General features: G+C 35.8%; 13 protein-coding genes, 1 tRNA gene and 2 pseudogenes. 9 read left to right on the plus strand and 7 right to left on the minus strand.

Going from position 1 to position 25,135, the window contains the following annotated elements:
* Window positions 1-45: 45 nt before the first annotated feature.
* The gene (locus NBW39_RS02635; RefSeq protein ID WP_250295533.1) at window positions 46-8,559 is read left to right on the plus strand and encodes a DNA-directed RNA polymerase subunit beta/beta'; all 8,514 of its coding nucleotides are present in this window, start codon (window positions 46-48) and stop codon (window positions 8,557-8,559) included.
* 6 nt (window positions 8,560-8,565) lie between these two features.
* Here NBW39_RS02635 and dusB read toward each other — a convergent pair whose 3' ends face one another.
* Window positions 8,566-9,528 (minus strand): tRNA dihydrouridine synthase DusB, encoded by a 963-nt coding sequence (gene dusB, locus NBW39_RS02640; protein ID WP_250295534.1) that lies wholly within the window; start codon window positions 9,526-9,528, stop codon window positions 8,566-8,568.
* 18 nt (window positions 9,529-9,546) lie between these two features.
* A complete protein-coding gene (locus tag NBW39_RS02645; RefSeq protein WP_250295535.1) occupies window positions 9,547-10,734 on the minus strand; it encodes a Ulp1 family isopeptidase in 1,188 nt (395 codons plus the stop codon).
* A 143-nt stretch (window positions 10,735-10,877) separates the two neighbouring features.
* Here NBW39_RS02645 and serS point away from each other — a divergent pair, with 143 nt between their 5' ends.
* The 3 genes from serS (at window position 10,878) to NBW39_RS02660 (ending at window position 14,939) form a co-directional block, all read left to right on the plus strand.
* A complete protein-coding gene (gene serS / locus NBW39_RS02650; RefSeq protein WP_250295536.1) occupies window positions 10,878-12,155 on the plus strand; it encodes a serine--tRNA ligase in 1,278 nt (425 codons plus the stop codon).
* A 34-nt stretch (window positions 12,156-12,189) separates the two neighbouring features.
* Window positions 12,190-13,461 carry a phosphoribosylamine--glycine ligase gene (gene purD / locus NBW39_RS02655; RefSeq protein WP_250295537.1) on the plus strand — a complete coding sequence of 424 codons (1,272 nt, stop codon included), beginning with the start codon at window positions 12,190-12,192 and terminating at the stop codon, window positions 13,459-13,461.
* 605 nt (window positions 13,462-14,066) lie between these two features.
* Window positions 14,067-14,939: an IS982 family transposase gene (locus NBW39_RS02660; protein WP_250294632.1), complete on the plus strand. Its 873-nt coding sequence runs from the start codon at window positions 14,067-14,069 to the stop codon at window positions 14,937-14,939.
* Between the two features lie 464 nt (window positions 14,940-15,403).
* On the opposite strand, the gene NBW39_RS02665 is transcribed toward NBW39_RS02660, so the two are convergent.
* On the minus strand, window positions 15,404-16,381 hold the full coding sequence (locus NBW39_RS02665) for an LD-carboxypeptidase (RefSeq protein WP_250295300.1): 978 nt from the start codon (window positions 16,379-16,381) through the stop codon (window positions 15,404-15,406).
* Window positions 16,381-16,998: a lipoyl(octanoyl) transferase LipB gene (gene lipB / locus NBW39_RS02670; RefSeq protein ID WP_250295301.1), complete on the minus strand. Its 618-nt coding sequence runs from the start codon at window positions 16,996-16,998 to the stop codon at window positions 16,381-16,383. The genes NBW39_RS02665 and lipB overlap by 1 nt, the downstream gene beginning before the upstream one ends.
* A 384-nt stretch (window positions 16,999-17,382) precedes the next feature.
* Here lipB and NBW39_RS02675 point away from each other — a divergent pair.
* From NBW39_RS02675 to NBW39_RS02685, 3 genes and pseudogenes are all read left to right on the plus strand, one after another.
* Window positions 17,383-17,790: pseudogene (locus tag NBW39_RS02675) on the plus strand (phage portal protein); the annotation flags it as partial.
* Window positions 17,791-17,879: 89 nt separating this feature from the next.
* Window positions 17,880-18,752: an IS982 family transposase gene (locus tag NBW39_RS02680; protein WP_250294632.1), complete on the plus strand. Its 873-nt coding sequence runs from the start codon at window positions 17,880-17,882 to the stop codon at window positions 18,750-18,752.
* Window positions 18,753-18,767: 15 nt separating this feature from the next.
* A pseudogene (locus NBW39_RS02685) lies at window positions 18,768-19,562 on the plus strand (phage portal protein); the annotation flags it as partial.
* A gap of 485 nt (window positions 19,563-20,047) precedes the next feature.
* Here the strand turns inward: NBW39_RS02685 and NBW39_RS02690 are convergent.
* Genes NBW39_RS02690 through murJ form a run of 3 tightly spaced genes read right to left on the minus strand, consistent with a single transcriptional unit; the run spans window position 20,048 to window position 24,283 of the window.
* Window positions 20,048-22,582 (minus strand): AsmA-like C-terminal region-containing protein, encoded by a 2,535-nt coding sequence (locus tag NBW39_RS02690; protein WP_250295539.1) that lies wholly within the window; start codon window positions 22,580-22,582, stop codon window positions 20,048-20,050.
* Complete coding sequence (locus NBW39_RS02695; protein WP_250295540.1) at window positions 22,579-22,794, minus strand: hypothetical protein; 216 nt, start codon at window positions 22,792-22,794, stop codon at window positions 22,579-22,581. Before NBW39_RS02695 ends, NBW39_RS02690 begins: the two co-directional genes overlap by 4 nt.
* Complete coding sequence (gene murJ, locus NBW39_RS02700) at window positions 22,787-24,283, minus strand: murein biosynthesis integral membrane protein MurJ (protein WP_250295541.1); 1,497 nt, start codon at window positions 24,281-24,283, stop codon at window positions 22,787-22,789. Before murJ ends, NBW39_RS02695 begins: the two co-directional genes overlap by 8 nt.
* A 154-nt stretch (window positions 24,284-24,437) precedes the next feature.
* On the opposite strand from murJ, the gene NBW39_RS02705 reads away from it, so the two are divergent.
* Both NBW39_RS02705 and rpmF read left to right on the plus strand, forming a co-directional pair.
* Window positions 24,438-24,513: transfer RNA gene (locus NBW39_RS02705), tRNA-His, on the plus strand.
* 434 nt (window positions 24,514-24,947) lie between these two features.
* The gene (gene rpmF, locus NBW39_RS02710) at window positions 24,948-25,130 is read left to right on the plus strand and encodes a 50S ribosomal protein L32 (RefSeq protein ID WP_065094662.1); all 183 of its coding nucleotides are present in this window, start codon (window positions 24,948-24,950) and stop codon (window positions 25,128-25,130) included.
* The last annotated feature ends 5 nt before the right edge of the window (window positions 25,131-25,135 follow it).

A 25,135-nucleotide genomic window follows, 5' to 3' on the forward strand; every position in this document is an offset into this window, starting at 1 on the left:
AATTTTGTATTGATATAGCTCTTTTAATTAGTTTGGGGTATTTTAATGGTTGATTCTTCTTATATGTACGCTTCTGGTGCTTTTGTTCCTAGAGTTTCTTATTCTAGGTCGATTGATTTAAAAGATTCTTTATTGGATTTGGTTAAGGTTCAAAAAGAATCGTATGGTTCATTTACTCCTAAGAATAAGGGTAATGAAAGACTTGAAGTTATCTTTCATACAATCTTTCCAATAAATGATCCTTTGCGCAGGGCTGCTATCGAGTTTATAAGTTGTAGGGTAGATGATCCTAAGTATGATGAATCTGAATGTATAAAGCGTAGTATAACTTTTTCTGCTCAGGTTATTGCTTCTATACGTCTTGTTATTATGCAAGATGGTATTTCTCTTGATGAATATAAATCGATTAAAGAGAGTGGAGATCATTCTAAACTTGCAACCGTTGTAAAATCTATAGAAGAGCAGGAAGTCCACTTTTGTGGGTTGCCTATGATGACTGATAAGGGCACTTTCATCATTAATGGTGTGGAAAAAGTTATCGTCTCACAAATGCATAGGTCTCCTGGTGTATTTTTTGATAGTGATAAGGGAAAAACTTACAATTCTGGTAAATTGATCTATTCTGCTAGAATTATTCCTTATAGGGGTTCTTGGCTTGATATTGAATTTGATGTTAAAGACCATCTGTATTTTCGTGTTGATAGAAAAAGAAAATTGCCAATCTCAGTTTTGTTAAAGGCGTTAGGTCTATCAAATAATGATATACTCAATAGATTTTATGAGAAAATAAAGTATGTAAAACATAAAGATGGTTGGAAAGTGCCTTTTGTTCCTGATAAATTTAAAGGAGTGAGGCTGCCTTTCGACTTAATGGATATTGAAGGTAATGTGCTGCTTAAAGCTAACGTTCGTATTACTTCAAGACTAGCTAAAAAGCTATATGATAGTGAATTGAAAGAGTATCTGGTTCCTTTTAATTCTATATGTGGTTTATTCCTCGCAGAAGATTTAACGGATAGTGCTAGCTCTACGAAAATTTTATCTGCTGGTGAATCTATAAAGCTGGAAGACATAAAGAAGCTTGAGTTATTGTCTGTGGATGAAATATCAGTATTGAACATAGATAATGTATCTGTTGGACCTTATATATTAAATACGCTTTTCTTAGACGAAAACATGTCTTATCAGGATGCGTTATATGAAATATATAGAGTTTTGCGTCCTGGTGAAGTTCCTATTTTAGAGATAGTAGAGGAGTTTTTCCGTAATCTTTTCTTCAATCCGGAATATTATGATTTGTCTAACATTGGTAGATTGAAACTTAATTCTTACCTTGGATTAAATTATGATGAGGATTTAACTGTTTTAACGTATGAAGATATTATCGAAGTTGTGAGAAAAATAGTATTGTTACGTGACGGTCAAGGATCTGTAGATGATATTGATCATTTAGGAAATAGAAGAGTAAGATCAGTTGGAGAGTTTATAGAAAATCAATTTAGAGCTGGGTTATTGAAATTGGAACGCGCAATAGTTGATTCTATGTCCACTTCTAGTTTAGATAAAGTTTCTCCATCTGATTTTATTAATCCAAAAGTGTTAACTAATGTCTTAAGAGATTTCTTCAACTCTTCTCAATTATCTCAATTTATGGATCAGACTAATCCGTTATCTGAAATAACACATAAAAGAAGGTTGTCTGCGTTAGGTCCTGGCGGTTTAACAAGAGAACGGGCAGGATTTGAAGTGCGTGATGTTCATCCAACTCATTATGGAAGGATTTGCCCTATTGAGACTCCTGAAGGGCAAAATATAGGGTTAATCAATAGCTTAGCTATATACGCGCGTATTAGTAAATATGGTTTTATTGAAAGTCCTTATAGAAAAGTAGTTAATAGGGTTGTTACTGATCAAATTGAGTATCTGTCTTCCATAGATGAAGGTTTATATTATATAGCTGATACCAGCGCAAAGCTCGATGAAAATAATTGCTTTGTTGATGACATGCTATACTGTAGATATGCTGGTAGTTTCATTATGGTAAGTAGTGATCAGGTGAGTTACATTGACGTATCTCCTAAGCAGGTGATATCAGTTGCGGCTTCCTTGATTCCATTTTTAGAAAATGATGATGCTAATAGAGCATTAATGGGCTCAAATATGCAACGTCAGGCCGTACCTTTATTGAAGCCTATCGCTCCTCTGGTTGCTACTGGTATGGAGTCTTTTGTAGCTTCTGGCTCTGGTGCTGTGGTTCTAGCAAAACGCGATGGCATAGTTGATAGTTCTGATAGTAACTCTATAGTTATACGTGCTTTTGATAAAGAAAGGGTTAATTACTTGGACGTAGATATTTATCATCTAAGGAAATTTCAGCGTTCTAACCATAATACTTGTATTAATCAAAGACCACTAGTGTGCGTAGGTGATTATGTTAAAAAGGGTGATGTAATAGCTGATGGTCCTGCAATTAACAGTGGTGAGCTGGCGCTTGGTAAAAATTTGCTAGTCGCTTTTATGTCTTGGCAAGGTTATAATTTTGAAGACTCTATTATTATTTCTAGTGAAGTTGTTAAAAAAGATCTCTTTACTTCTATTCATATAGAAGAATTTGACTGTGTTGTACATGATACCCCTTTAGGATCAGAAAAAATAACTCGTGCTATACCTGGTGTTAATGAAGAAAATCTATATCACTTGGATGATAGTGGTATAGTGAAAATTGGTACAAGAGTTGGTCCAGGCTATATTTTGGTAGGTAAAGTTACACCTAAACCTTCTCTTTCATTGCCTCCTGAAACGAAGTTATTAATGACAATTTTTGGTGAAAAGTCATTTGATTGTGCGGATTCTTCTTTATATACATCTCCGGATGTTGAAGGGACAGTAATTGATGTACAAGTCTTTACACGCAGGGGGGTTGAAGAAAATGAAAGGGCACTGCTCATCAAACAAAAAGAGGTAAATGACTTTGAGGAAGAGCGAGATTATATAATCAATGTTACTAGTGAATATTTCTATGATGAACTGAAGAAACTTCTTATTAATTCTGGCTCTCAAGATCGAGAAAAATTTGATTCTATTGAACGTGAGCAATGGTGGGGTATAGGATTAAAAAATCAATCCATTTCTGAGCAAGTTAAGAGCTTAAAAAAAGATTTTGATGAAAAATTATCACATGCAATAGCAAAGTTTAAGCGAAAAGTAGAAAAATTGCATGAAGGTTATGACCTGCCTCAAGGTGTGTCGATGTCAGTAAAAGTTTTCATTGCTGTAAAACATAGTCTGCAGCCAGGGGATAAAATGGCTGGTAGACATGGAAATAAAGGTGTGATTTCTCGAGTTGTGCCAGTGGAAGATATGCCTTATTTGGAAGATGGTACTCCTGTTGATATTATTCTTAACCCTCTTGGTGTTCCTTCACGAATGAATGTAGGGCAAATACTGGAAACACATGTAGGTTGGGCTTGTAGAAAATTAGGGGAAAAGGTAAGTAATATTCTCGATGAGATCAATAAAATTAAAAGTGCTTTTTGCAAGGGAATTAGGTCCCTTAACGATGATAATTTTACACAATTTGCAGTAGCATACCTTGATAATAAAAAAATTGAAAATATTGATGATGATGAAATAACGGCTTCTGTTTTAAATACACCTAATAAGAATGCACTAAATGATGAGTTGAATGCATTAGTAGAGAACTGTATGAACTCTTGTAAAAGTTCATACAGCAATTTACGTAACTTCCTTATTGAAATTTATAGCTGTGGCAGTAACGTATCTATCTGTAATGATATTCGTAATATTAGTGATAATAATCTCATTGAATTTGCACGCAAATTACGTGATGGTGTTCCTGTTGCTGCACCTGTATTTGAAGGTCCAAAAGATGAACAAATAGCAAAATTGTTTGAACTTGCTGGTTTGGATAACTCTGGACAAGCTGTATTATATGACGGTTGCAGTGGTGATAAATTCGACCGCAAGGTTACAGTTGGTTACATGTACATGCTTAAGTTGCACCACTTGGTTGATGGTAAAATTCATGCGCGTTCAGTAGGGCCTTATAGTTTGGTTACTCAACAACCTCTTGGAGGAAAATCTCATTTTGGTGGTCAGCGTTTTGGTGAAATGGAATGTTGGGCATTACAAGCCTATGGTGCTGCTTATACTTTGCAGGAAATGTTAACTGTGAAGTCTGATGATATTAATGGTAGAGTGAAGATTTACGAATCGATAATAAGAGGTGACAGTAATTTTGAATGTGGAATTCCTGAATCCTTTAATGTGATGATAAAAGAACTACGTTCTTTATGTTTAAATGTAGATTTAAAGCAAAATGATGTAGTGATTGAAGATATATCTCACACTAACATTGCGCAACCTTTTAATGAGGTTAGCATATCGATTGCTAGCCCTGAAAGTATTAAACGTATATCTTGTGGTGAGATAGAAGATGTTTCAACTGCAAATTATCGTACGTTCAAAGTTGAGAAAGGTGGATTATTTTGTCCTAAGGTTTTTGGCCCTGTCAATGATGATGAATGTTTATGTGGAAAATACAAAAAAAGAAGACACAGAGGTCGCATATGCGAAAAATGCGGAGTAGAAGTTACATCTTCTAAAGTAAGAAGAGAAAGGATGGGTCATATAGAGCTTGCATCTCCTGTTGCTCATATATGGTTTTTGAAATCGCTTCCTTCAAGAATTGGGGCATTATTGGATATATCTCTCAGAGATATTGAGAATGTTTTATATAGCGATAATTATATCGTGATAGATCCTCTTGTTTCGCCTTTTGAAAAAGGTGAGATTATTAGTGAAAAAGCTTATAATGAAGCTAAAGATAGCTATGGAATCGATAGTTTTGTAGCTATGCAAGGTGTTGAAGCTATAAGAGAGTTGCTAACGCGTCTTGATTTACATGAAATTAGAAAGAATTTAAGACTAGAGTTAGAGTCTGTTGCTTCTGAGATAAGAAGAAAGAAAATTATAAAGAGATTGCGTATTATTGAAAACTTCATTAAATCTGGAAATAGACCTGAGTGGATGATACTTACAACTATACCTATTTTACCACCTGATTTGCGTCCTTTGGTATCGCTTGAGAGTGGTCGACCTGCAGTTTCTGATCTGAATCATCATTATAGGACTATCATTAATAGAAATAACAGGTTGAGGAAATTATTGAGCTTAAATCCTCCTGAGATTATGATTCGTAATGAAAAAAGGATGTTACAAGAAGCAGTTGATTCTCTTTTTGATAATAGTCGTCGTAATACTTTGGTAAATAAAGCTGGTGCTGTTGGATATAAAAAGTCCATTAGTGATATGTTAAAAGGAAAACAGGGTCGTTTTCGCCAGAACCTCTTAGGAAAAAGGGTAGACTACTCTGGACGTTCTGTAATAGTTGTTGGTCCAACTTTGAAACTAAATCAGTGTGGATTACCAAAAAGAATGGCTCTTGAACTATTCAAACCTTTTGTTTACTCAAAGCTTAAGATGTATGGTATGGCTCCAACTATTAAGTTTGCTAGTAAGTTGATAAGAGCAGAAAAACCAGAAGTTTGGGATATGCTTGAAGAGGTAATAAAAGAGCATCCTGTTTTGTTGAATAGAGCGCCTACGCTACATAGACTTGGTATTCAGGCTTTTGAGCCAATCCTTATTGAAGGCAAAGCAATACAGCTTCATCCGCTTGTCTGTACGGCGTTTAATGCTGATTTTGATGGTGATCAAATGGCAGTGCATGTGCCAATTTCATTGGAAGCTCAGCTTGAAGCTAGAGTGTTGATGATGTCTACTAATAACGTTTTAAGTCCTTCTAATGGCAGACCGATTATAGTTCCTAGTAAAGATATAGTACTTGGTATATATTATCTGACTTTACAAGAACCTAAGGAAGATGATTTACCATCTTTTGGTGCTTTTTGTGAAGTTGAGCATTCTTTGAGTGATGGTACTTTGCATATTCATTCTAGTATAAAGTATAGGATGGGGTATATTAATAGCAGCGGTGAAACTCACTATAAAACTGTTTGTACAACTCCTGGCCGTTTAATATTATGGCAGATTTTTCCTAAGCATGAGAATCTAAGCTTCGATCTAATAAATCAGATATTAACAGTCAAGGAAATAACTGGTATAGTTGATTTAGTATATCGTAACTGTGGTCAAAGTGCTACAGTGGCATTTTCTGATAAATTAATGGTACTTGGCTTTGAGTATGCCACATTTTCTGGTGTTTCTTTTGGTCGTTGTGATATGGTTATACCTGAAACTAAAGCTACACATGTTGATCACGCGAGGGGTGAAATTAAGAAATTCTCTATGCAATATCAAGATGGGCTAATAACTAGAAGTGAGAGGTATAATAAGGTTATAGATGAATGGTCTAAGTGTACGGATATGATAGCTAATGATATGTTAAAAGCAATATCTATATATGATGAAAATAGTAAGTACAACTCAGTGTATATGATGGTTAACTCTGGTGCAAGGGGCTCTACTTCACAGATGAAACAGCTAGCAGGAATGCGAGGGCTCATGACCAAACCTTCTGGTGAGATTATAGAAACACCTATAATTTCTAATTTCCGTGAAGGATTGAACGTATTTGAGTACTTTAATTCTACTCACGGTGCGCGTAAAGGTTTAGCTGACACTGCGCTTAAAACTGCAAACTCTGGATACTTAACTCGTCGTTTAGTTGATGTGTCTCAAAATTGCATAGTTACAAAGCATGACTGTAAAACAAAAAATGGTCTTGTTGTGAGAGCTACAGTTGAAGGAAGTACTATAGTTGCATCTCTAGAGAGTGTTGTGCTGGGTAGAACAGCCGCAAATGATATATATAACCCAGTGACAAAAGAATTATTAGTAAAAGCAGGGGAATTAATTGATGAGGATAAAGTAAAGCAAATCAGCATTGCAGGTCTTGATGCTGTAAAAATTAGATCGCCTTTAACTTGTGAAATAAGTCCTGGTGTGTGTTCTTTATGTTATGGAAGAGACCTTGCAACTGGTAAAGTTGTTTCAATAGGTGAAGCAGTTGGTGTTATAGCTGCTCAATCCGTTGGAGAACCGGGTACTCAGTTAACGATGCGTACTTTCCATATAGGTGGAGTAATGACTAGAGGCGTTGAATCCTCGAATATTATAGCTTCTATTAATGCTAAAATAAAGTTAAACAATAGTAATATAATTATAGATAGAAACGGAAATAAAATTGTGATAAGCCGTTCCTGTGAAGTCGTGTTGATTGATAGCCTTGGTAGTGAGAAGTTGAAGCACAGTATACCTTATGGCGCTAAACTTTATGTAGATGAGAGTGGGTCAGTAAAAATTGGCGATAAAGTTGCGGAATGGGATCCTTATACATTGCCTATTATCACGGAGAAGACTGGTACAGTGTCTTATCAGGACTTAAAAGATGGAATTTCGATCACTGAAGTGATGGATGAATCTACAGGAATATCAAGCAAAGTAGTAAAAGACTGGAAATTGCATTCTGGTGGAGCTAATTTACGTCCTCGTATTGTGCTGCTTGACGATAATGGTAAAGTAATGACACTCGCAAGTGGCGTTGAAGCATGTTATTTTATACCAATTGGTGCAGTGCTCAATGTACAAGATGGTCAGAAGGTTCATGCAGGTGATGTTATTACAAGAACACCAAGAGAGTCAGTTAAAACTCGTGATATTACTGGTGGTTTACCGAGGGTTATAGAGTTATTTGAAGCACGTCGTCCTAAAGAGCATGCTATTGTTAGTGAGATAGATGGCTATGTAGCGTTTTCTGAAAAAGACCGTAGAGGAAAACGCAGTATATTAATTAAACCTGTAGATGAACAAATTTCTCCAGTTGAATATTTGGTATCAAGAAGTAAGCATGTAATAGTCAATGAAGGTGATTTTGTACGTAAAGGTGATCTATTGATGGATGGTGACCCTGATCTCCATGATATTTTACGTGTGCTTGGGTTAGAAGCTTTAGCGCACTATATGATTTCTGAAATACAGCAAGTTTATAGATTGCAGGGTGTTCGTATAGACAACAAGCATTTAGAGGTGATCTTAAAACAAATGCTACAAAAAGTGGAAATTACTGATCCTGGTGACACTATGTACTTGGTTGGCGAAAGCATTGACAAGCTGGAAGTTGATAGAGAAAATGATGCTATGAGTAACTCTGGCAAACGGCCTACTCATTATCTTCCTATTCTGCAGGGGATTACTAGGGCAAGTCTTGAAACTAGCTCCTTTATTTCTGCTGCCTCTTTCCAAGAGACAACAAAAGTACTTACAGAAGCAGCATTCTGCGGGAAGAGTGATCCTTTAAGTGGATTAAAAGAAAATGTTATAGTAGGAAGATTAATTCCTGCTGGTACAGGTTTGATTATGAATAAGGTCAGAGCACTTTCACTCTGTGATAATGTAGATAAATATGAAAAATATTTTGATATTGAAACTTATGACGAGAAATGGTTTATGGATAATAATTGTCATTTACACTCTGGTGAGGAAGAGAGCGTAGTGGCATATGATCAGTCGAATTGAGTACAGCTAATGTTTCTCTTGACCAAAAAAGCCAATAATATTTTCTTTCACTTTTGTGCTGTCTGTCATGTTATTTACTCTCACGCGAAATTCAGATGAGCCTTGAAGCCCGCAACTGTACCAACCTATGTGTTTGCGGGCCATCTTTATTCCCGTGTCATTTCCATAGTACTCAAGAATATTGTCGTAATGCTCGAGTATTATGTTTAATCTCTCTGAAGCTGTTGGCTCAGAAGTTTCGCTTCCATTCAGAAAATTCATTGCTTGATTAATCAGCCAAGGTTTACCGCAGGCACCACGACCTATCATCACTCCGTCTGCTCCGGATTCTTTAAGAGCACTTTGAATATCACTCAAATTTTTAATGTCGCCATTTACTATAACTGGAATTTTCACTTGCTCTTTAACATTTCTAACGAATTTCCAATCTGCTTGACCATTATAAAGCTGCGCTCTTGTTCTTCCATGCACAGTAATCATTTTTGCTCCTAAATCCTCGGCAATTTTTGCTAAACGCGGAGCATTGCGATTTTCATCGTTCCATCCAGTGCGCATTTTCACCGTCACCGGCACATTCACTGCCTTGACTACAGCTTCAATTATTTCAGCGGCTTTTTTCTCATCACGCATTAGCGCTGATCCTGCATAACCGTTTACAACTTTTTTAACAGGACAACCGAAATTTATATCTATTATTTTTGCACCCATATCCTCATTTAGTTTTGCAGCTTCTGCCATTACATCCGGCTCGCATCCAGCAAGCTGCACAGCAGTTAATTCATCGACTTTTGCTTTTTGCAGACTCTGACGAGTTTGCATAATCATAGCTCTGCTTGCAATCATCTCTGAAACTAACAAACTTGCACCAAGTTTCTTCACAATACTTCTAAACGGATAATCAGTCACCCCAGACATTGGCGCTAAAATTACCGGAGAATCAATCGTCAAATTTCCTATTTGGAGGGGCATAAGGTCAATGGTAATTTTTCATTGATTACGTAATGAACACAAACTTGCATTCTCCCTTGAAATAGAAGACTGAGATGTTTTCGTCCTTGGCGGACGCTTACGATTTCTTAGATCTTCCTTACATTTCTCATCTTCCATAAGCGCTCTTGTAAATTCTTCTCTTTTCTCATTCAAATCAAATTTATATTCTGATAACTTTTTGTCAATTTCGTCAAATGATTTGTCTTCGTTAAGCATTTGTGTAATTTTATGAGCATTTTCTAACGCAAATATTCCACAGTTATACCCGTCACTTTGCTGCTTAGTTGGGGAAATTCTTATGTCTAATACCCATTTCTCTTTTTGCAGTTCTCTTTTAACAATATTTAGCACATTATCTGGCAATTGATTACCAAATGAGTCACAGTAATAAGCTCTAAATTTTTTATCACCTGCATCAGGTTTAATAACCAAAGTTACCCAATGATTGTTGTTAATATGAAGAACCGAAGTAAATATCAATTTAGAATTTTGTTTGAATTCACCTCTATAATTCTGAAGAAATTCTTTTGTGAGTTCGTCCCAACCATTAGAATAGCTAGGGGCACGAAAATAGACATTATTATTACTATATTCACTTTGTGAGTACCCATATACAACTCTTGCAATATGTGTAATGTCATTATCATCTAACCAGTAAGTATAGTTTTTTCTGTTTGTCTGATGCACAAGAGTTTGTAAATTTTCATGAAACTCTTTACCACCCAAACCACTATCTACTGAAGCATCAGAATTTCTACGACTTCTATTCTCTGGGCTTTCCGTGCCATCTGGTACAACACCGCTATCCCTATCTGGAGTTTTTGGCCTTTCTTGATTTTCTTCAGGTTGTTTTTGTAATTTTTGTGGCTTAATCTCTGCTTTCTTACTCTTTTCTTCCTTTGAAGCTCTTTTTCCATTAATATAGTTCTTCGCTAAGTAAAATAAAGGTTTAACAACCATTTCGTATGCTGCTGTAAGAACTACTCCCATTATAATCCAAATCACAGGATGAGAAATTAGCATAGCAAGTGGAAAGGTCAATAGAGGGAATCCTATTATCAACCCCAAATAGCCAACAGCAAATGTGGCTGCTAGGCATACACAAGTAGCGTAGATAACGAATTTCCCACCAGCAAAGTAAGTGCTCTCTTTAAATTGATTATATTTTTCTGTGATGCCCAACATACTACATCCTATGAACGCTAAGTTAATTAAATTTTAACAAATTCTAACAAAAAAACCAACCATAATAATTTTAGTAGTATGAGAAAATATTGAGTATTCAGAGCTTTTGGAGTACAGTAATAATGTTAGTAATAGCACAATATATGCATGATATAGAATATATACGCAAAAACCCTGAAGGATTTGAAAAGGCAATGAGAAGCAGGGGGATAAGAGAGTTTACTGCAAAAGAGGTATTAGAAATTGATCACGAGAAAAGGTCATTAACCACTAAATTGCAAGATTTAAATAGGCAGCGCAATGAAATCACAGAGGAAATAAAGAAGCTTAAAATGAGCAAGAGCCCCTGTGAAGAGCAAATAAAATCATCAAAAAACATCACGAATGAGGTAGAGGCAATCAGCTTAAAAGAGCAAGCAGAAAAGGATAAGTTAGTGAATGTTTTATCTAACTTGCCGAATATCCCTGCGCAGGATGTGCCAATAGGCGCAGATGAGAACTCTAATTTAGAGGTGAGAAAATATGGAGAAAAAAGACAATTTGATTTTGTACCAGAATCTCATTATGAACTCGGAGAAAAGTTAGGTTTAATGGACTTCGAACAAGCGGCGAGAATTTCCGGATCAAGATTTGCGATATTAAAAGGACAGTTAGCTAAGCTTGGACGAGCGCTAATAAATTGTATGCTTGAAATGCATGTTAATGAATTTGGCTATACTGAGGTGTACCACCCGGCTTTGGTGAAAAACGAGGCTATGTATAATGTTGGTCAGCTACCGAAATTTTCTGACGATTCGTATTTAACTACCGACGAATTGAGGTTGATTCCCACAAGTGAAGTGTTTTTAACAAATTTGGTTGCTGATAAAATAATAGAGGAAAAAGAACTGCCTATTCGCTTTACTGCGTATTCAGAGTGTTTTCGTAAAGAAGCAGGCAGCGCAGGGCGAGACACGAGAGGCATGATAAGGCAACACCAATTTGGTAAAGTGGAATTGGTGAGTATTACAACTGAAGACCAATCAAACGATGAACTTGAGCGCATGACGAGTATTGTTGAAGAGATATTAAAAAAACTAGAATTACCGTATAGAGTAATGCTACTCTGTAGTGGTGATATGGGTTTTGCTGCACAAAGAACTTATGACATAGAGGTATGGTTACCTGAGCAAAAGAAATATAGAGAAATATCAAGTTGCTCAAATTGTGGTGCATTTCAAGCAAGAAGGATGAACGCTAAATACTCTTCAGAAACTGATAAAAAGATGAAAAAATATATTCACACTTTAAACGGCTCAGCTTTAGCTATAGGAAGAACGATTATTGCCATAATGGAGAATTATCAAAATTCTGACGGGTCGATTGCAATACCAAACGTGTTGCAAAAATACATGAGTAATGATACTGTTATAAGCAAATAATAATTTTGACATATAGAAAAGCGAGGAAATAAAGATGAAGGTTCTGGTTATAGGTTCTGGTGGACGTGAGCATGCCCTGCTTTGGGCTCTAAAAAAATCTCCTATCTTGACTGAGTTATATGTAACTCCTGGTCGCTCGGCCATGGAAAATTTGGGAGTTCTTGTGGATGTAAATATTCAAAATTCAGTGGATGTTACACAATTTTGCAAGAGAGAAAATATAGAGTTAGTTGTTATTGGTCCTGAACAACCAATAATTGATGGGCTTGCTGATGATTTAGTTGCAGAGGGAATAAATGTTTTTGCTCCAAGTCAAGCAACTGCAAAACTTGAGGGATCAAAGTCTTTCACCAAAGGACTATGTAAACGATATGGTATACCAACTGCCAAGTACGAGTGTTTTGTTGATGAAGGGTTAGCTAAAGATTTTGTACGTAGCAATAAAATAAAGTTTCCACTTGTAGTGAAAGCAAATGGAATTGCAGCAGGAAAAGGGGTGGTTATATGTAATACAGAAAGCGAAGCTTTTTCAGCAATAAATTCAATGCTAGTGGAGAAAAAATTTGGTGAATCAGGTGAAGAAATAATCATAGAAGAGTTTTTAGTTGGAGAAGAAGTAAGTTTTTTTGCTCTTATTGATGGGTTGAAAGTAGTAACTCTTGGGTGTGCAAAAGATTATAAGAGAGTTGATGAAAGTAATGAAAGCCAAAATACTGGAGGTATGGGGTCGTACTCATCACCTTCAATTATAAGTAAGGACATGGAGCAAAAAATTATCCAAAAAATAATATACCCTACAATTCAAGCATTGGTTAACATGGGTACGCCTTATAAAGGAGTACTCTTTGCTGGTTTAATGATTTGCAAAGATGGCCCAAAACTTCTCGAGTATAACGTTAGATTCGGTGATCCAGAAACGCAATCTATATTACCTAGATTTGATTCAAATTGCGATTTGTTAAAATTGATGTTGTCAATTGCAAAAGGAAAGTTAAATGTCAAAATGGTGGAACTTAACAACAAATCTACAGTTTGTGTAGTTGTTGCAAGTAAAGGTTATCCAAATGATTACCAAAAGGGAGAAGTAATTAAGGGGTTAGATAAAATTGAAAACATTCCTGGTATATTGGTGTTTCATGCTGGTAGTAAATTGGATGAAAGTGGTAACTTAGTTTCTGATGGCGGAAGAGTACTAAATATAGTAGCAAAAGGGAACACTGTAGAAGAAGCTAAAAGTAAAGTGTACTCAGCATTAAATTTTTTAGAGTGGCCAGGGGGCTTCTTCAGATACGATATTGGTAGTTAATGTTAGCTGTCGGTTAGCAGGTGGCTCATAGAAACGAAAAACTTCCTTGACAAACTCCGCCAACCCCCTTATCATAAAACTGAAGCTATTTATTTACCTTCGCAATCTGCAGATTAAAACGACAAAGGGAACTTTGTATTTGGCGTAAATCATGCTTAATTTTTTGCACTATGTGCACCTCATGTCTTTATAAAACTTCTGGGTTTCTACCTATACAAGCCGAAACGCGCTTATAAAGCGTTTAAGACATCAAAAGACGTCAAATAGAACAAGGGAGAATTTGAATACTAGCTACCCTAGGTTTTCTTTGCCTTTTTTTCTGCTTAGTAAATTTCTTAACGTTTATAATTTAGGTTAGTTGTATTTAAAAGCGGCTGAATCGTAGCGTTTAGAATAAAAAACGCCAATATTTTGAAGTACATATAAATAACTAGTCACCAACGGGGCTTCTTTTGCCTTTTTTTCCGTTTAGTAAATTTCTTAAATATTTATGGCTAAAAGAGCCCAAGAGACCTCAGTTATGGATTAGAAAATAGATAAAAGTATAACTAAGAAGAGGGAAACAGGGTAAACTCGAGTATTTTAGTAATAATAAGAGGTTACCCATGAAGAAAGATATTACAGAACTGTACTGTTGCGTCGAGGATTTTTGTCGTGCGGTAGATGATAATTTTGCAAATAGGTTCTTATCAAACGGCAAAAAACCAACCAGAGTACCAGAAATAGCGCACTCAGAAATTCTAACCATAATCCTATTATACCATAAATCACCATGTAAAAACTTCAAGGCTTTTTATCTTTGTTATCTTCAGTTATTCTATAGATCAGAGTTTTCAAAGCTGCCTTCATATCACAGATTTATTGCCTTAAAGCCGCGAGTTTTGTGGTATTTAGCATTACTTTTGCAATGGTTTTGTGAACAAGCAAAAATGACCGGGATTTCCTACATAGATTCTACTTCAATAGCAGTATGCCATCGAAAAAGAATCTCAAGAAATAAGGTTTTCAAAGGATTAGCAGAGTTAGGAAAGAATACTTACGGCTGGTTTTTTGGTTTTAAATTACATGTAGTAATCAATGAAATAGGTGAAATTCAAGGTGTTACGCTAACCAGAGGTAACGTCGATGACAGAAAACCTGTACCAACTCTAACCAAAAAACTAACTGGACTTTTGTTTGGAGATAAGGGCTATATAAAGAAAGAGCTCTTTGAGAAACTATTCGATAGAGGTCTAAAACTCGTCACTAAAGTGAAAAAAGGTATGAAAAATGCACTGATTTCGCTGAAAGAGAAGATTTTACTAGGGAAAAGATCGATTGTTGAAACGGTTTTTGGCTGCCTAAAAAACAAATTTGAACTTGAGCACACTCGGCATAGATCCACAGTAAATTTCTTGGTACATATTTTTTCTACCCTCATTTCTTATTCAATGCAATCGAAAAAGCCCTGTATTTCTCAGCTTTACTTCGTTGGTTAATCCATAACTGGGGTAAGAGAGGTCAGCGCGTGACGCTGGAATCCAGTTTTTGGCAGTTTCATTGAAAATGTTGTATAGTATGCTTGTTTACAGTCAAAATCCTGGATCCCAGTGTCTGGGCACTGGGATGACAGGAGAAGGGCTACTCGGATGACAGGAGAAGGGCTACTCGGATGACAGGAGAAGGGCTACTCGGATGACAGGAGAAGGGCTACTCGGATGACAGGAGAAGGGCTACTCGGATGACAGAAGAAGGAAGCACTGCCGTCTTGCCAGTGTCGGCTACTTGGATGACACCTTGACGATTCGTCATCCCGCTGCTTGTTAGCGGGATCTATGTTAAGGTATGACGGTTAAGTATCCCGCTACATATTAGCGGTTGAGATACCGCGGCGGTATGACGTAGATCCCGCTACGTGTTAGCGGCGCGGCGGTATGACGTAGAACTCGCGTTAGCTATAAGATTAGCTAACATTCTGCACATCCATAAAAAACAAACCTTCTTTTTCGTCTTGAACGCTAATAATAGCGTGAGTGTTAAGAGGTAAAGGGTCATTTGTATGCCCATGACCTATTCCTTGAACTGTGAACACTGGAAAGTTAACACTTTTTGCAAACCTTTCTTTTACAACTTCAACAAGATTATCGTTACCAGAGTTGATAAAATTACCAAAAATTACCGCTTGCACTTCATCAAAAATGTGAGCTTGTTTTAAGTGATCTAAACTGCGTTCCATTGCATATGGGTAGACTCTTATGTCCTCTAAAAATAGAATTTTGCCTTCTGCACTTACCTGCCAAGCGGTTCCTATACTATTTTCAACTAAAGTCATATTACCACCGATGATTTTAGACTCTAATCTGCTATCCTTTAGTCTAATGCCATTATTTATCATTTTTAGGTTATCAAATCTGATAGAATCCCGCTTGTTAAGAATTAACTCTTTCAATTTTTCAACAGAGCTTTCAGAAACGGAGCTATTTACTATCATTTCCATCATGGTGCCATGAAGAGTTTGCCAATCATATTTGACTTGTAGATAGATGTGCAAGGCAGTTATATCGCTATAGCCTATGAGGATTTTTTTGTTTTGAGCAATCCTTTCTTTTTTATCATTGGGTAACTTTTCTAGATAGGGAATTAACCGAGAAGCCCCTTCTCCTCCTCTGATACACCAAATTATTTTACTATCATTAGTTAGTGCACTAACCAAATCATTTGCTCTGAATTCATCAGAGTTAGAATAGAATGGATTATCATTACTATATATTTTCTCCGAAATATGGGGATTAAAATCCAAAGTTTTTACATATTCTTTTATAGTAGTCAGATCTGATTCTTTTCCCTTGGAAGAAGGAGCAATAATATCAACTTTATCAATTGCATAAATACTTGTATTAGCACATAAAGTGAAAATAAAATATAAAAGGTAAATGATCATTAAAATATCTTATGAAACTCTTTTTTTAGTATATCATCCAACTCAGAGAATAGAACTTTCACTCCTAGTTCTTCCATTGATGTAACACCATAACCTTGTAGCCCACAAGGAATAATACCCTTATAATGAGAGAGGTCTGGAGAAACATTAAGCGCTATGCCATGATAAGTTACCCATTTTCTTAAACGGATACCAAAAGCTGCAATTTTTTTTTCTACTCCGTTATTATTCACCCAAACACCTATTCTATCTTCTTTAAATTCTCCAAGTATATTAAAATGCTTTAAAACATTTATGATCCAATTACTTAGGTCTCTAATATACAGCTTTATGTCGCATTTATTTCTTTTTTTAAGGTTTAGCATTAAATATATAATGCGCTGTCCTGGACCATGATATGTGTATTTACCACCCCTGCCTGTTTTGTATATGGGAAATAGTTTTTCAACAATGTCATCGTCTGTTGCACCGATTCCTGCTGTGTAAAGTGAAGGGTGCTGAAGTAGCCATACCAATTCGTCTGCTGAATTATTGTGAATTTGTTGAATTTTCTCTTCCATGGATTTTACAGCACAGTTATAATCAATGAGTTGGTTAGATGTTAGCCATTCTGTCATGTTCTATTTCTTTTTTTTTAGTATAGCATTTTCCTGTCATCCAGCTCCTATGATGTCATCCCAGTGCGTGACACTGGGATCTATGTCCACAACTGTACGAACGTTGTAGTTTGGGCCACCAGTGGGCCAGTGCCCAGACACTGGGATCCAGCTTCTATGTAACTTAATTAAAAACGTTTGTTTTAGCGTAAGACAACTACCTTTAGCTCATCAGCTCGGTTATAAGCAAAATTTCTGGATTCCAGTGTCAAGCATTGGAATGACACCATTTGCTGTGCAATTTACCTTCAAAAATGAATGTTCGTACAGCTATGGATCTATGTCTTAGTTTAACTACAGAATCTAAAACACTTTTAACTTTTAAACATCTTTCATGAGGCACATATGAATTTCAACATTTTTCAAAGAAAGAAAAGCAGAGTATTTAGTAAATACTCTGCTTTGCAACTAATGATGGAACCAAGTTGGAGTAAGCGTGATTATGTAAGTTTTGCTGAGGAAGGTTACATAAAAAATGTTATTGCCTTTCGAGCAATCAATATGATTGCAAGTGCTGCATCTTCGGTACCTTTTACTCTCTGCCGGCTTACTGATCAGGGGAAATCACAATTAAAAGTTCATCCATTATTAAAGTTACTTTATTCTCCTAATCCAATGACATCAAAATCGGAATTTATTGAGGGAATTGTAACTTATCGGTTAGTTAACGGCAATTCTTATATATTGATGGTTGAATCGCAGAACAATAGAAAACCACCAACAGAGCTTTATCTTCTGCGCCCTGATAACCTCAGTTATGGATTAGAAAATAGATAAAAGTATAACTAAGAAGAGGGAAACAGGGTAAACTCGAGTATTTTAGTAATAATAAGAGGTTACCCATGAAGAAAGATATTACAGAACTGTACTGTTGCGTCGAGGATTTTTGTCGTGCGGTAGATGATAATTTTGCAAATAGGTTCTTATCAAACGGCAAAAAACCAACCAGAGTACCAGAAATAGCGCACTCAGAAATTCTAACCATAATCCTATTATACCATAAATCACCATGTAAAAACTTCAAGGCTTTTTATCTTTGTTATCTTCAGTTATTCTATAGATCAGAGTTTTCAAAGCTGCCTTCATATCACAGATTTATTGCCTTAAAGCCGCGAGTTTTGTGGTATTTAGCATTACTTTTGCAATGGTTTTGTGAACAAGCAAAAATGACCGGGATTTCCTACATAGATTCTACTTCAATAGCAGTATGCCATCGAAAAAGAATCTCAAGAAATAAGGTTTTCAAAGGATTAGCAGAGTTAGGAAAGAATACTTACGGCTGGTTTTTTGGTTTTAAATTACATGTAGTAATCAATGAAATAGGTGAAATTCAAGGTGTTACGCTAACCAGAGGTAACGTCGATGACAGAAAACCTGTACCAACTCTAACCAAAAAACTAACTGGACTTTTGTTTGGAGATAAGGGCTATATAAAGAAAGAGCTCTTTGAGAAACTATTCGATAGAGGTCTAAAACTCGTCACTAAAGTGAAAAAAGGTATGAAAAATGCACTGATTTCGCTGAAAGAGAAGATTTTACTAGGGAAAAGATCGATTGTTGAAACGGTTTTTGGCTGCCTAAAAAACAAATTTGAACTTGAGCACACTCGGCATAGATCCACAGTAAATTTCTTGGTACATATTTTTTCTACCCTCATTTCTTATTCAATGCAATCGAAAAAGCCCTGTATTTCTCAGCTTTACTTCGTTGGTTAATCCATAACTGGGGTTGATAGGGTTGAAATTGTTCCAGGGAGAAATAACGTTCCTTATATCTATCGTTATACCATAAATAACAACAGTTATGACTTTAAAGTTGATAAACTAACCGGACGTTCAGCAGTGTTGCACCTAAAGACCTTTAACCCTTTGAATGATTGGTATGGGTTATCACCAATTGAGGCAGCCGCGTACAGTATAGATCAACATAATCAGGCGGGTGCTTGGAATCAAGCTATGCTACAAAATGGAGCAAGACCAAGTGGTGCAATAGTTATGAAATCAGCAAAGGACGGGAGTGGTGGAAGTTTAAGTCAAGAGCAGTACCAACGCTTAAAAGCGCAGATAAATGATCATTATTCAGGTCCTGTTAATGCTGGAAGACCGATATTACTTGAAGGAGGCTTGGAGTGGAAGGAGATGAGCCTATCGCCGAGGGATATGGATTTTATTGAGTCCAAACACAGTTCAGCTCGTGATATTGCCCTGGCTTTTGGCGTTCCGCCGCAGTTGCTTGGCATACCAGGTGATAACACTTATAGCAATTTAGTCGAAGCACGCCTGTCCCTTTGGGAGCAAACGGTTTTACCAACGCTAGAAAATATTATCTGTCACCTGAATTCTTGGCTGACACCAAGATTTGGTGAAGATCTGTGCTTGTCATATGACAAAGACGCAATAGAAATTCTTATGGAAAAGAGGCAAAAGTTGTGGAAATACGTAGAAAACGCAAGCTTCATGACACTCAATGAAAAAAGGGAAGCATTTGGCTTGCCACCATTGCCGGGTGGTGATAAATTGAGTTGAAGTTTTGATGTTTATTACTTATAGCTAAACTGGCTTAGATTTACCGACAATTTGAAAAACCGTCATTCCGCTACTAGTTAGCGGAATCTATACCGCGAATGAATCCACAACTGTACGAACATTGCGATTTGGGCCTACCAGGAGGGCAATGCCTCCTTCTCCTGTCATCCAAGTACCCTCTTCTTGTCATTCCAGTGCTTGACACTGGAATCTATCTTTTTCATAATCATCAAAACGTTGTATTTTAACATAAAACGGCTACTTTTATGCTTACCAACTTAATAAAATTCCTGGATCCCAGTGTCACGCACTGGGATGACAAGAAAGAGGCACTGGCTCTTGGATGGAAACCAGTGTCAACTACTTTCGTGACATCGTTTACTATGTCCATATTGCAATGTTTGTACAGTTGTATGTCACGCTACTTGGATGACAGGAGGTAATGCAAAAAGCCTATTGTCTCCTAAACCGTACATCTAAGTAAATTAACTATTTTTCTTGCCAACCAGAGCGATGAAGATTTGGTCTACATCAAAACTCATCTTAGGACGCCAAATAGGGCCATCCAAATGCATATCTATATAGACTGGACTGCTATAACCTGGTGGGATGAAAAAGAACCTGAATATAGAAGCTAAAGCGAAGTTAGATAAGGTTAAATTAGAAGAGATTGACCCTGATGCTTGATCAATCCCGAATTGTAAACTAGTTGAACATATACCACTCTTAATACTTGCTTTTCCGCTAATATTTTCAAAAAATGTTTTACCGTTATATATATCAACATAAGCAAGTGTGGAAATTTCAGACTTATTCTTACTGCTTAACAAATTAGTGATAAATGAATTGAAATCTACATTAGTAACTTCTATTCCCTGCGCTTGTAAATTTATATCTCCTGATAAGCTATTAGCCCAATCATGAAAACTTTTTCCTTGAGTTTTGATTTCACCACTTAAGCTTATCTGACCATTTACATTGTCAATTCCTATAACCTTACCAATCTTTTTGGTGTCCAAATTTGCAATAGAAAATTTTGTGTGCATTGAATCTGATCTTAAATAACCCTGAAAAAACACTTGCCCGTGTTCTAATACGTAACTTACCTGCCTGATAGTGATAGTGTTGTTTCTTATCACTGCATCTAAATTAAAATCTTTCAAAACATTCTGCTCGGTTTTAAATTCTGCAGTTTTGATTTGCACGTTTGCATCAAAACCTTCTTTATCATCCAAAAAATCAAGCTGCTTTGTTGACCATTGAATTTGATCCATCTCATTTCTTTTCGTCTCTACTAAATTTGGTAATGTAATAATTTTTCCATTAAATTTACTGCCCGTAAGGTTAACATCTAATAAAGGTTTGGCGTATTTTTGATCTGCTAATATTTTTGCATTACCGGTAATATCGAAATCTTCTCCATATAGCTTTATTTTATCTGCAACCAGCTTACCTTTTTCCATTTTTAGCAAAAAATTCAAATTTTTAATTTTCGTATCATTCAATGTAAAGTCATTAACACTGGCCTTTATATTTGCATCATACTGAAAATTTTTCAGCCATTGCATTTTAGATAAACTGCTAAATAATGAATGATCATATTTATCTGCATCAAGATTATGCATGCTAAATTCACCATCAATCACACTGCGTTTTTTTGTGTGACTTACTCTAATTGACCCTTGCAAGGATTCCTTATTATTTAGCAATCTAATGTCTGAGATAGATAATATTCTTGGTGCAAGGTGCAGTTTAGAACTTAGTGTAAATTGATTTTTCTGGTTTTCTTTCATCTTTATAGAAGGGAAAAAACATGAAATGAATGACTCAAAATCATTTCCTTCTACTAACAAATCACCGTTGAATTCAGATAGGGCATTATTGTTTGAGATCTCTCCTGATAAGTAAGATATATTATTGATTCCAGGAAATTTAAGAAGCGTATTAACTTTTACTTTGCCATCAGTGGATTTTAGTACAGCACGGAAATTGTCCAATATTTTGTTTTGATATTGAATATTAGAAGCTTCCATATTAAAATTTAAGCTCAAGTTCTTTGGCACAACTGCTCTAAAACATTCCAGAAGGTCTTTTATATTCGTTGTTTTTTGTGAATTGTCTTGTATGGAATCTAAGTCAACTTTACTGAAGCTAATGTTGAAATTAGTGTGATTGCCTTTTCTATCATTTTGTATTGTACCACTGGCTTGCATGCTTTTGGAATCAATTTTTAAGTCAGTTGCCATAAACTCACTTTCATTAAGACTTATATTGGATGATATCTTGATATTTTCGCTAGGAATAACACAAGAAAGAAAGCTAAGATTAATGATTTTTGCTAAATCACTCACAGAACTGGAACTGTTATTAATTGTTAATGTTAAACTACCCTGGAGTTCTTCTTGATTTCTATTACCTGTAAATAGCAAATTTACAAAATTTGATTCAACACTAATATATACATTCTTTTTTGTGATATTAACCTTTCCTGAAAAATCGTAATTATTATCACCTACCTTTACTTTACCAGAGAATTGCCTATTTTTTTTTACAGCAACCTCCTTTATGTTAACAATATCAGCGAAATCACTCTTAAAACTTACTTGGCTGTCTTTTATTACTATATCGACTGTGTTACCACTGGCTTTTGCATTTATAATATTAAGTAAATTTTCTTTATTGCTTTTCATGCCAAACAATGTGATTGACTTTGGTTGCAACGAAAATAAAAACAACGATAGGAGTGACGGTTTTACCTCAATTTTTCTTACACTAATTAAATCTGATAACTTTTGCTCTTTATTTTCGTTGTATTGTATATATACATTATAAATAGTAAGCTTTGGAGTAATGAGTGAAACTTCAACTTTTCCTCCAATATGCACTTTAGCGTCATACGTCCTCTCCAACTCTTTTATAACATATCCTTTGTAGCCACTCCAATCCTTAAAAACTGCGGCAACATGAAGAAGGACTAATACTAAAGAAATTGATAATATGGCATATAAAGAAAGTCTCATAGTAGACCTCTCATTCCAGCATCCTTTCGTCTTGTCATCCCAGTGCCTATTCCTGTCATCCCAGTGCTTGACACTGGGATCCATCTTATTTTCATCATGGGCATTATTTCAGCGTATGCTCCTAGAATCTGTTGTCTATTGCAAAATTTCTGGATCCCAGACTGGGATGACACCGTTTGCTGTTCCTTTAGCAAAAGATCTAGTTTATACATATTTCAAATTATTCAAATTTCCCCTAAATATTAAATAGAGAGTACCAAAATAAACAATAACACTCAAAGCTATTAAAGTCGTTAAATAAACAATACGAGCCAACATTTTATCAAAAAATAATCCTGCCAACAAAGAATTAAAAATATAAAGGGCTATTGACATGACTGCCGTTGCTACAAAAATTTTCATGATATTTAACAATAACGCTTGGCTAACCTTATACATTTTATTTATTGTTAAATAACTAATTAATAGAATGGAGTTTATCCAAGTGGAAACGGAAGTAGCGATAGCAATTCCCGTGTGCTGATACTCGTTCATTAACAAAAGGTTTAGCACTACATTAATTCCAAGGCACATTAGTGAGAACATAGTTGGTATTTTTAGATTGCCTTTAGCAAAAAATGTGGGTAGCAATACTTTATTTATAATAAATGCAGGTAAAGAAAGAGAAAATGCTATTAACGTGGGAACAGTTTGCTGCACTGCATAATGATCAAACCGGCCGTAAGAAAAAAGCGTAAGTAAAATTGTGTCGGGAATAATGATAAAGGCAGCAGTTATTGGCATAATTAACATTAATCCTATGTTGAGAGCCTTGCTTTGTATTTTGACTATATTTTCAGTATTATTCATCTGTTTTGAAATTAAAGGAAGAAGCACTGTACCAATTGCAGTGCCGATTATTCCCTGCGGTAGTTGATTTAGTCTATCGGCATAATATATATAAGACACCGCATTTGGTATAAAACTCGCCATGATTGTGTCAATCCATACACTTATTTGTATAAAACAGTGGTTTATAATCGAGGGTACCACACGTTTAAAAAAAAGCCTTACTTTGTCACTCAATTCTAAACTAAAAGAAAAAAGCGTGTTTAATTTCTGCGCGCTAAATAGCATCAGCAATAACTGCAAGGCCCCTCCAACCAACACAGCTATAGAAAGATTATATTCTGGAGTTGCGATATACGGTATAAATAAACTGATTATCAAACAGAGGTTCAAAATAATTGGTGCAATAGCTGTTGAAACAAAGTGTTGCTTTACTTGAAGCATTCCTCCAATAAGTGCTGCAATTGAGCTAAAAATTATGTAAGGCAGCATAATTCTTGAAAGCGTAACGGTAAGAGCAAACTTGCTTTGATCAAAGCCAGGAGTAAATATTTGAATCATATAAGGAGAGAAAGTTTGCATGATAAGGCAAAAAATTACTAAGATAATAAACGTAATGGATATTACACTACTTGCAAAGTTAAATGCCTTTTTATTATCATGTGATTCTGCTGAGTATAATGGTATGAATGAGGTAGTAAATGCTCCCTCTGCAAAAAACGATCGAAATAAATTAGCAAAGCGAAATGAAGAAAAGAATATGTCTGCAAGAGAGGTTGCACCAATAACCGTAGCAATCAATACATCTCTTATTAACCCTGAGATCCTTGAAATAGCCGTAAAAAAACTAAATGTGAAAATACTTTTAAACATACCACTACTTTATTAGTATCAATACAATTAACTATAATAGTAGAAGTATCAATGAAAATATTTATTGGCTAAACTTAAAACCCTCTGCAAAAGGAGAGTAGCTTAAATAATCAATTGACTATTTGCGCTCGTATGTTAGAAATTTTATATCTTGGCGGGCGTAGCTCAGTTGGTAGAGCGTCAGTTTGTGGTACTGAATGTCGCCAGTTCGATCCTGGTCGCTCGCCCCACTAAAATTTTCTGCTTTACAGAAGTATGAACAAATGGTAATATAGTATCTGTTCAGCAGAGTGGCAAAATAAGGTAGACGAGAAAAGACAACTATAGGAACAAATGGGTGTCATTCCAGCGCGTGACGCTGGAATATAGTTTTCCATATAATCTCATCGAAAACGTTTTTCTATGCTAGTTTACAAGCAAACTTTTCTGGATCCCAGTGTCTGGGCACTGGGATGACACCCCACTGGTGGCCCAAACTACAACGTTCGTACAGTTGTGCGCGGCGCTAACGAGTAGCGGAATGACGGTTTTTCAAATTGTAGAGCCACTTTAGCTATAGAACTCAATTACATAAGCAAACCTTACTTATTTTACTATCCCTGTTTACTTCCTGTAAAAAACATGTTACTAATGTATTGTATTTTGTAGTAGAATGGAGGAAATTTTGGCAGTTCCAAAAAGAAAAAAGTCAAAGTCAAGGCGTAATATGCATCGTTCTCATCATGCTATTCAGCCTAAGAATATTGTGGTGTGTTCAACAACTGGGGAATTCATGTTGCCTCATAACGTAGCAGTTGATGGCAGTTACAAAGGAAAACGGGTTTTCATCAAGCAACAGGCAGAGTGACTATT

Source organism: Wolbachia endosymbiont of Oedothorax gibbosus (assembly GCF_936270435.1).
GTDB lineage: Bacteria > Pseudomonadota > Alphaproteobacteria > Rickettsiales > Anaplasmataceae > Wolbachia.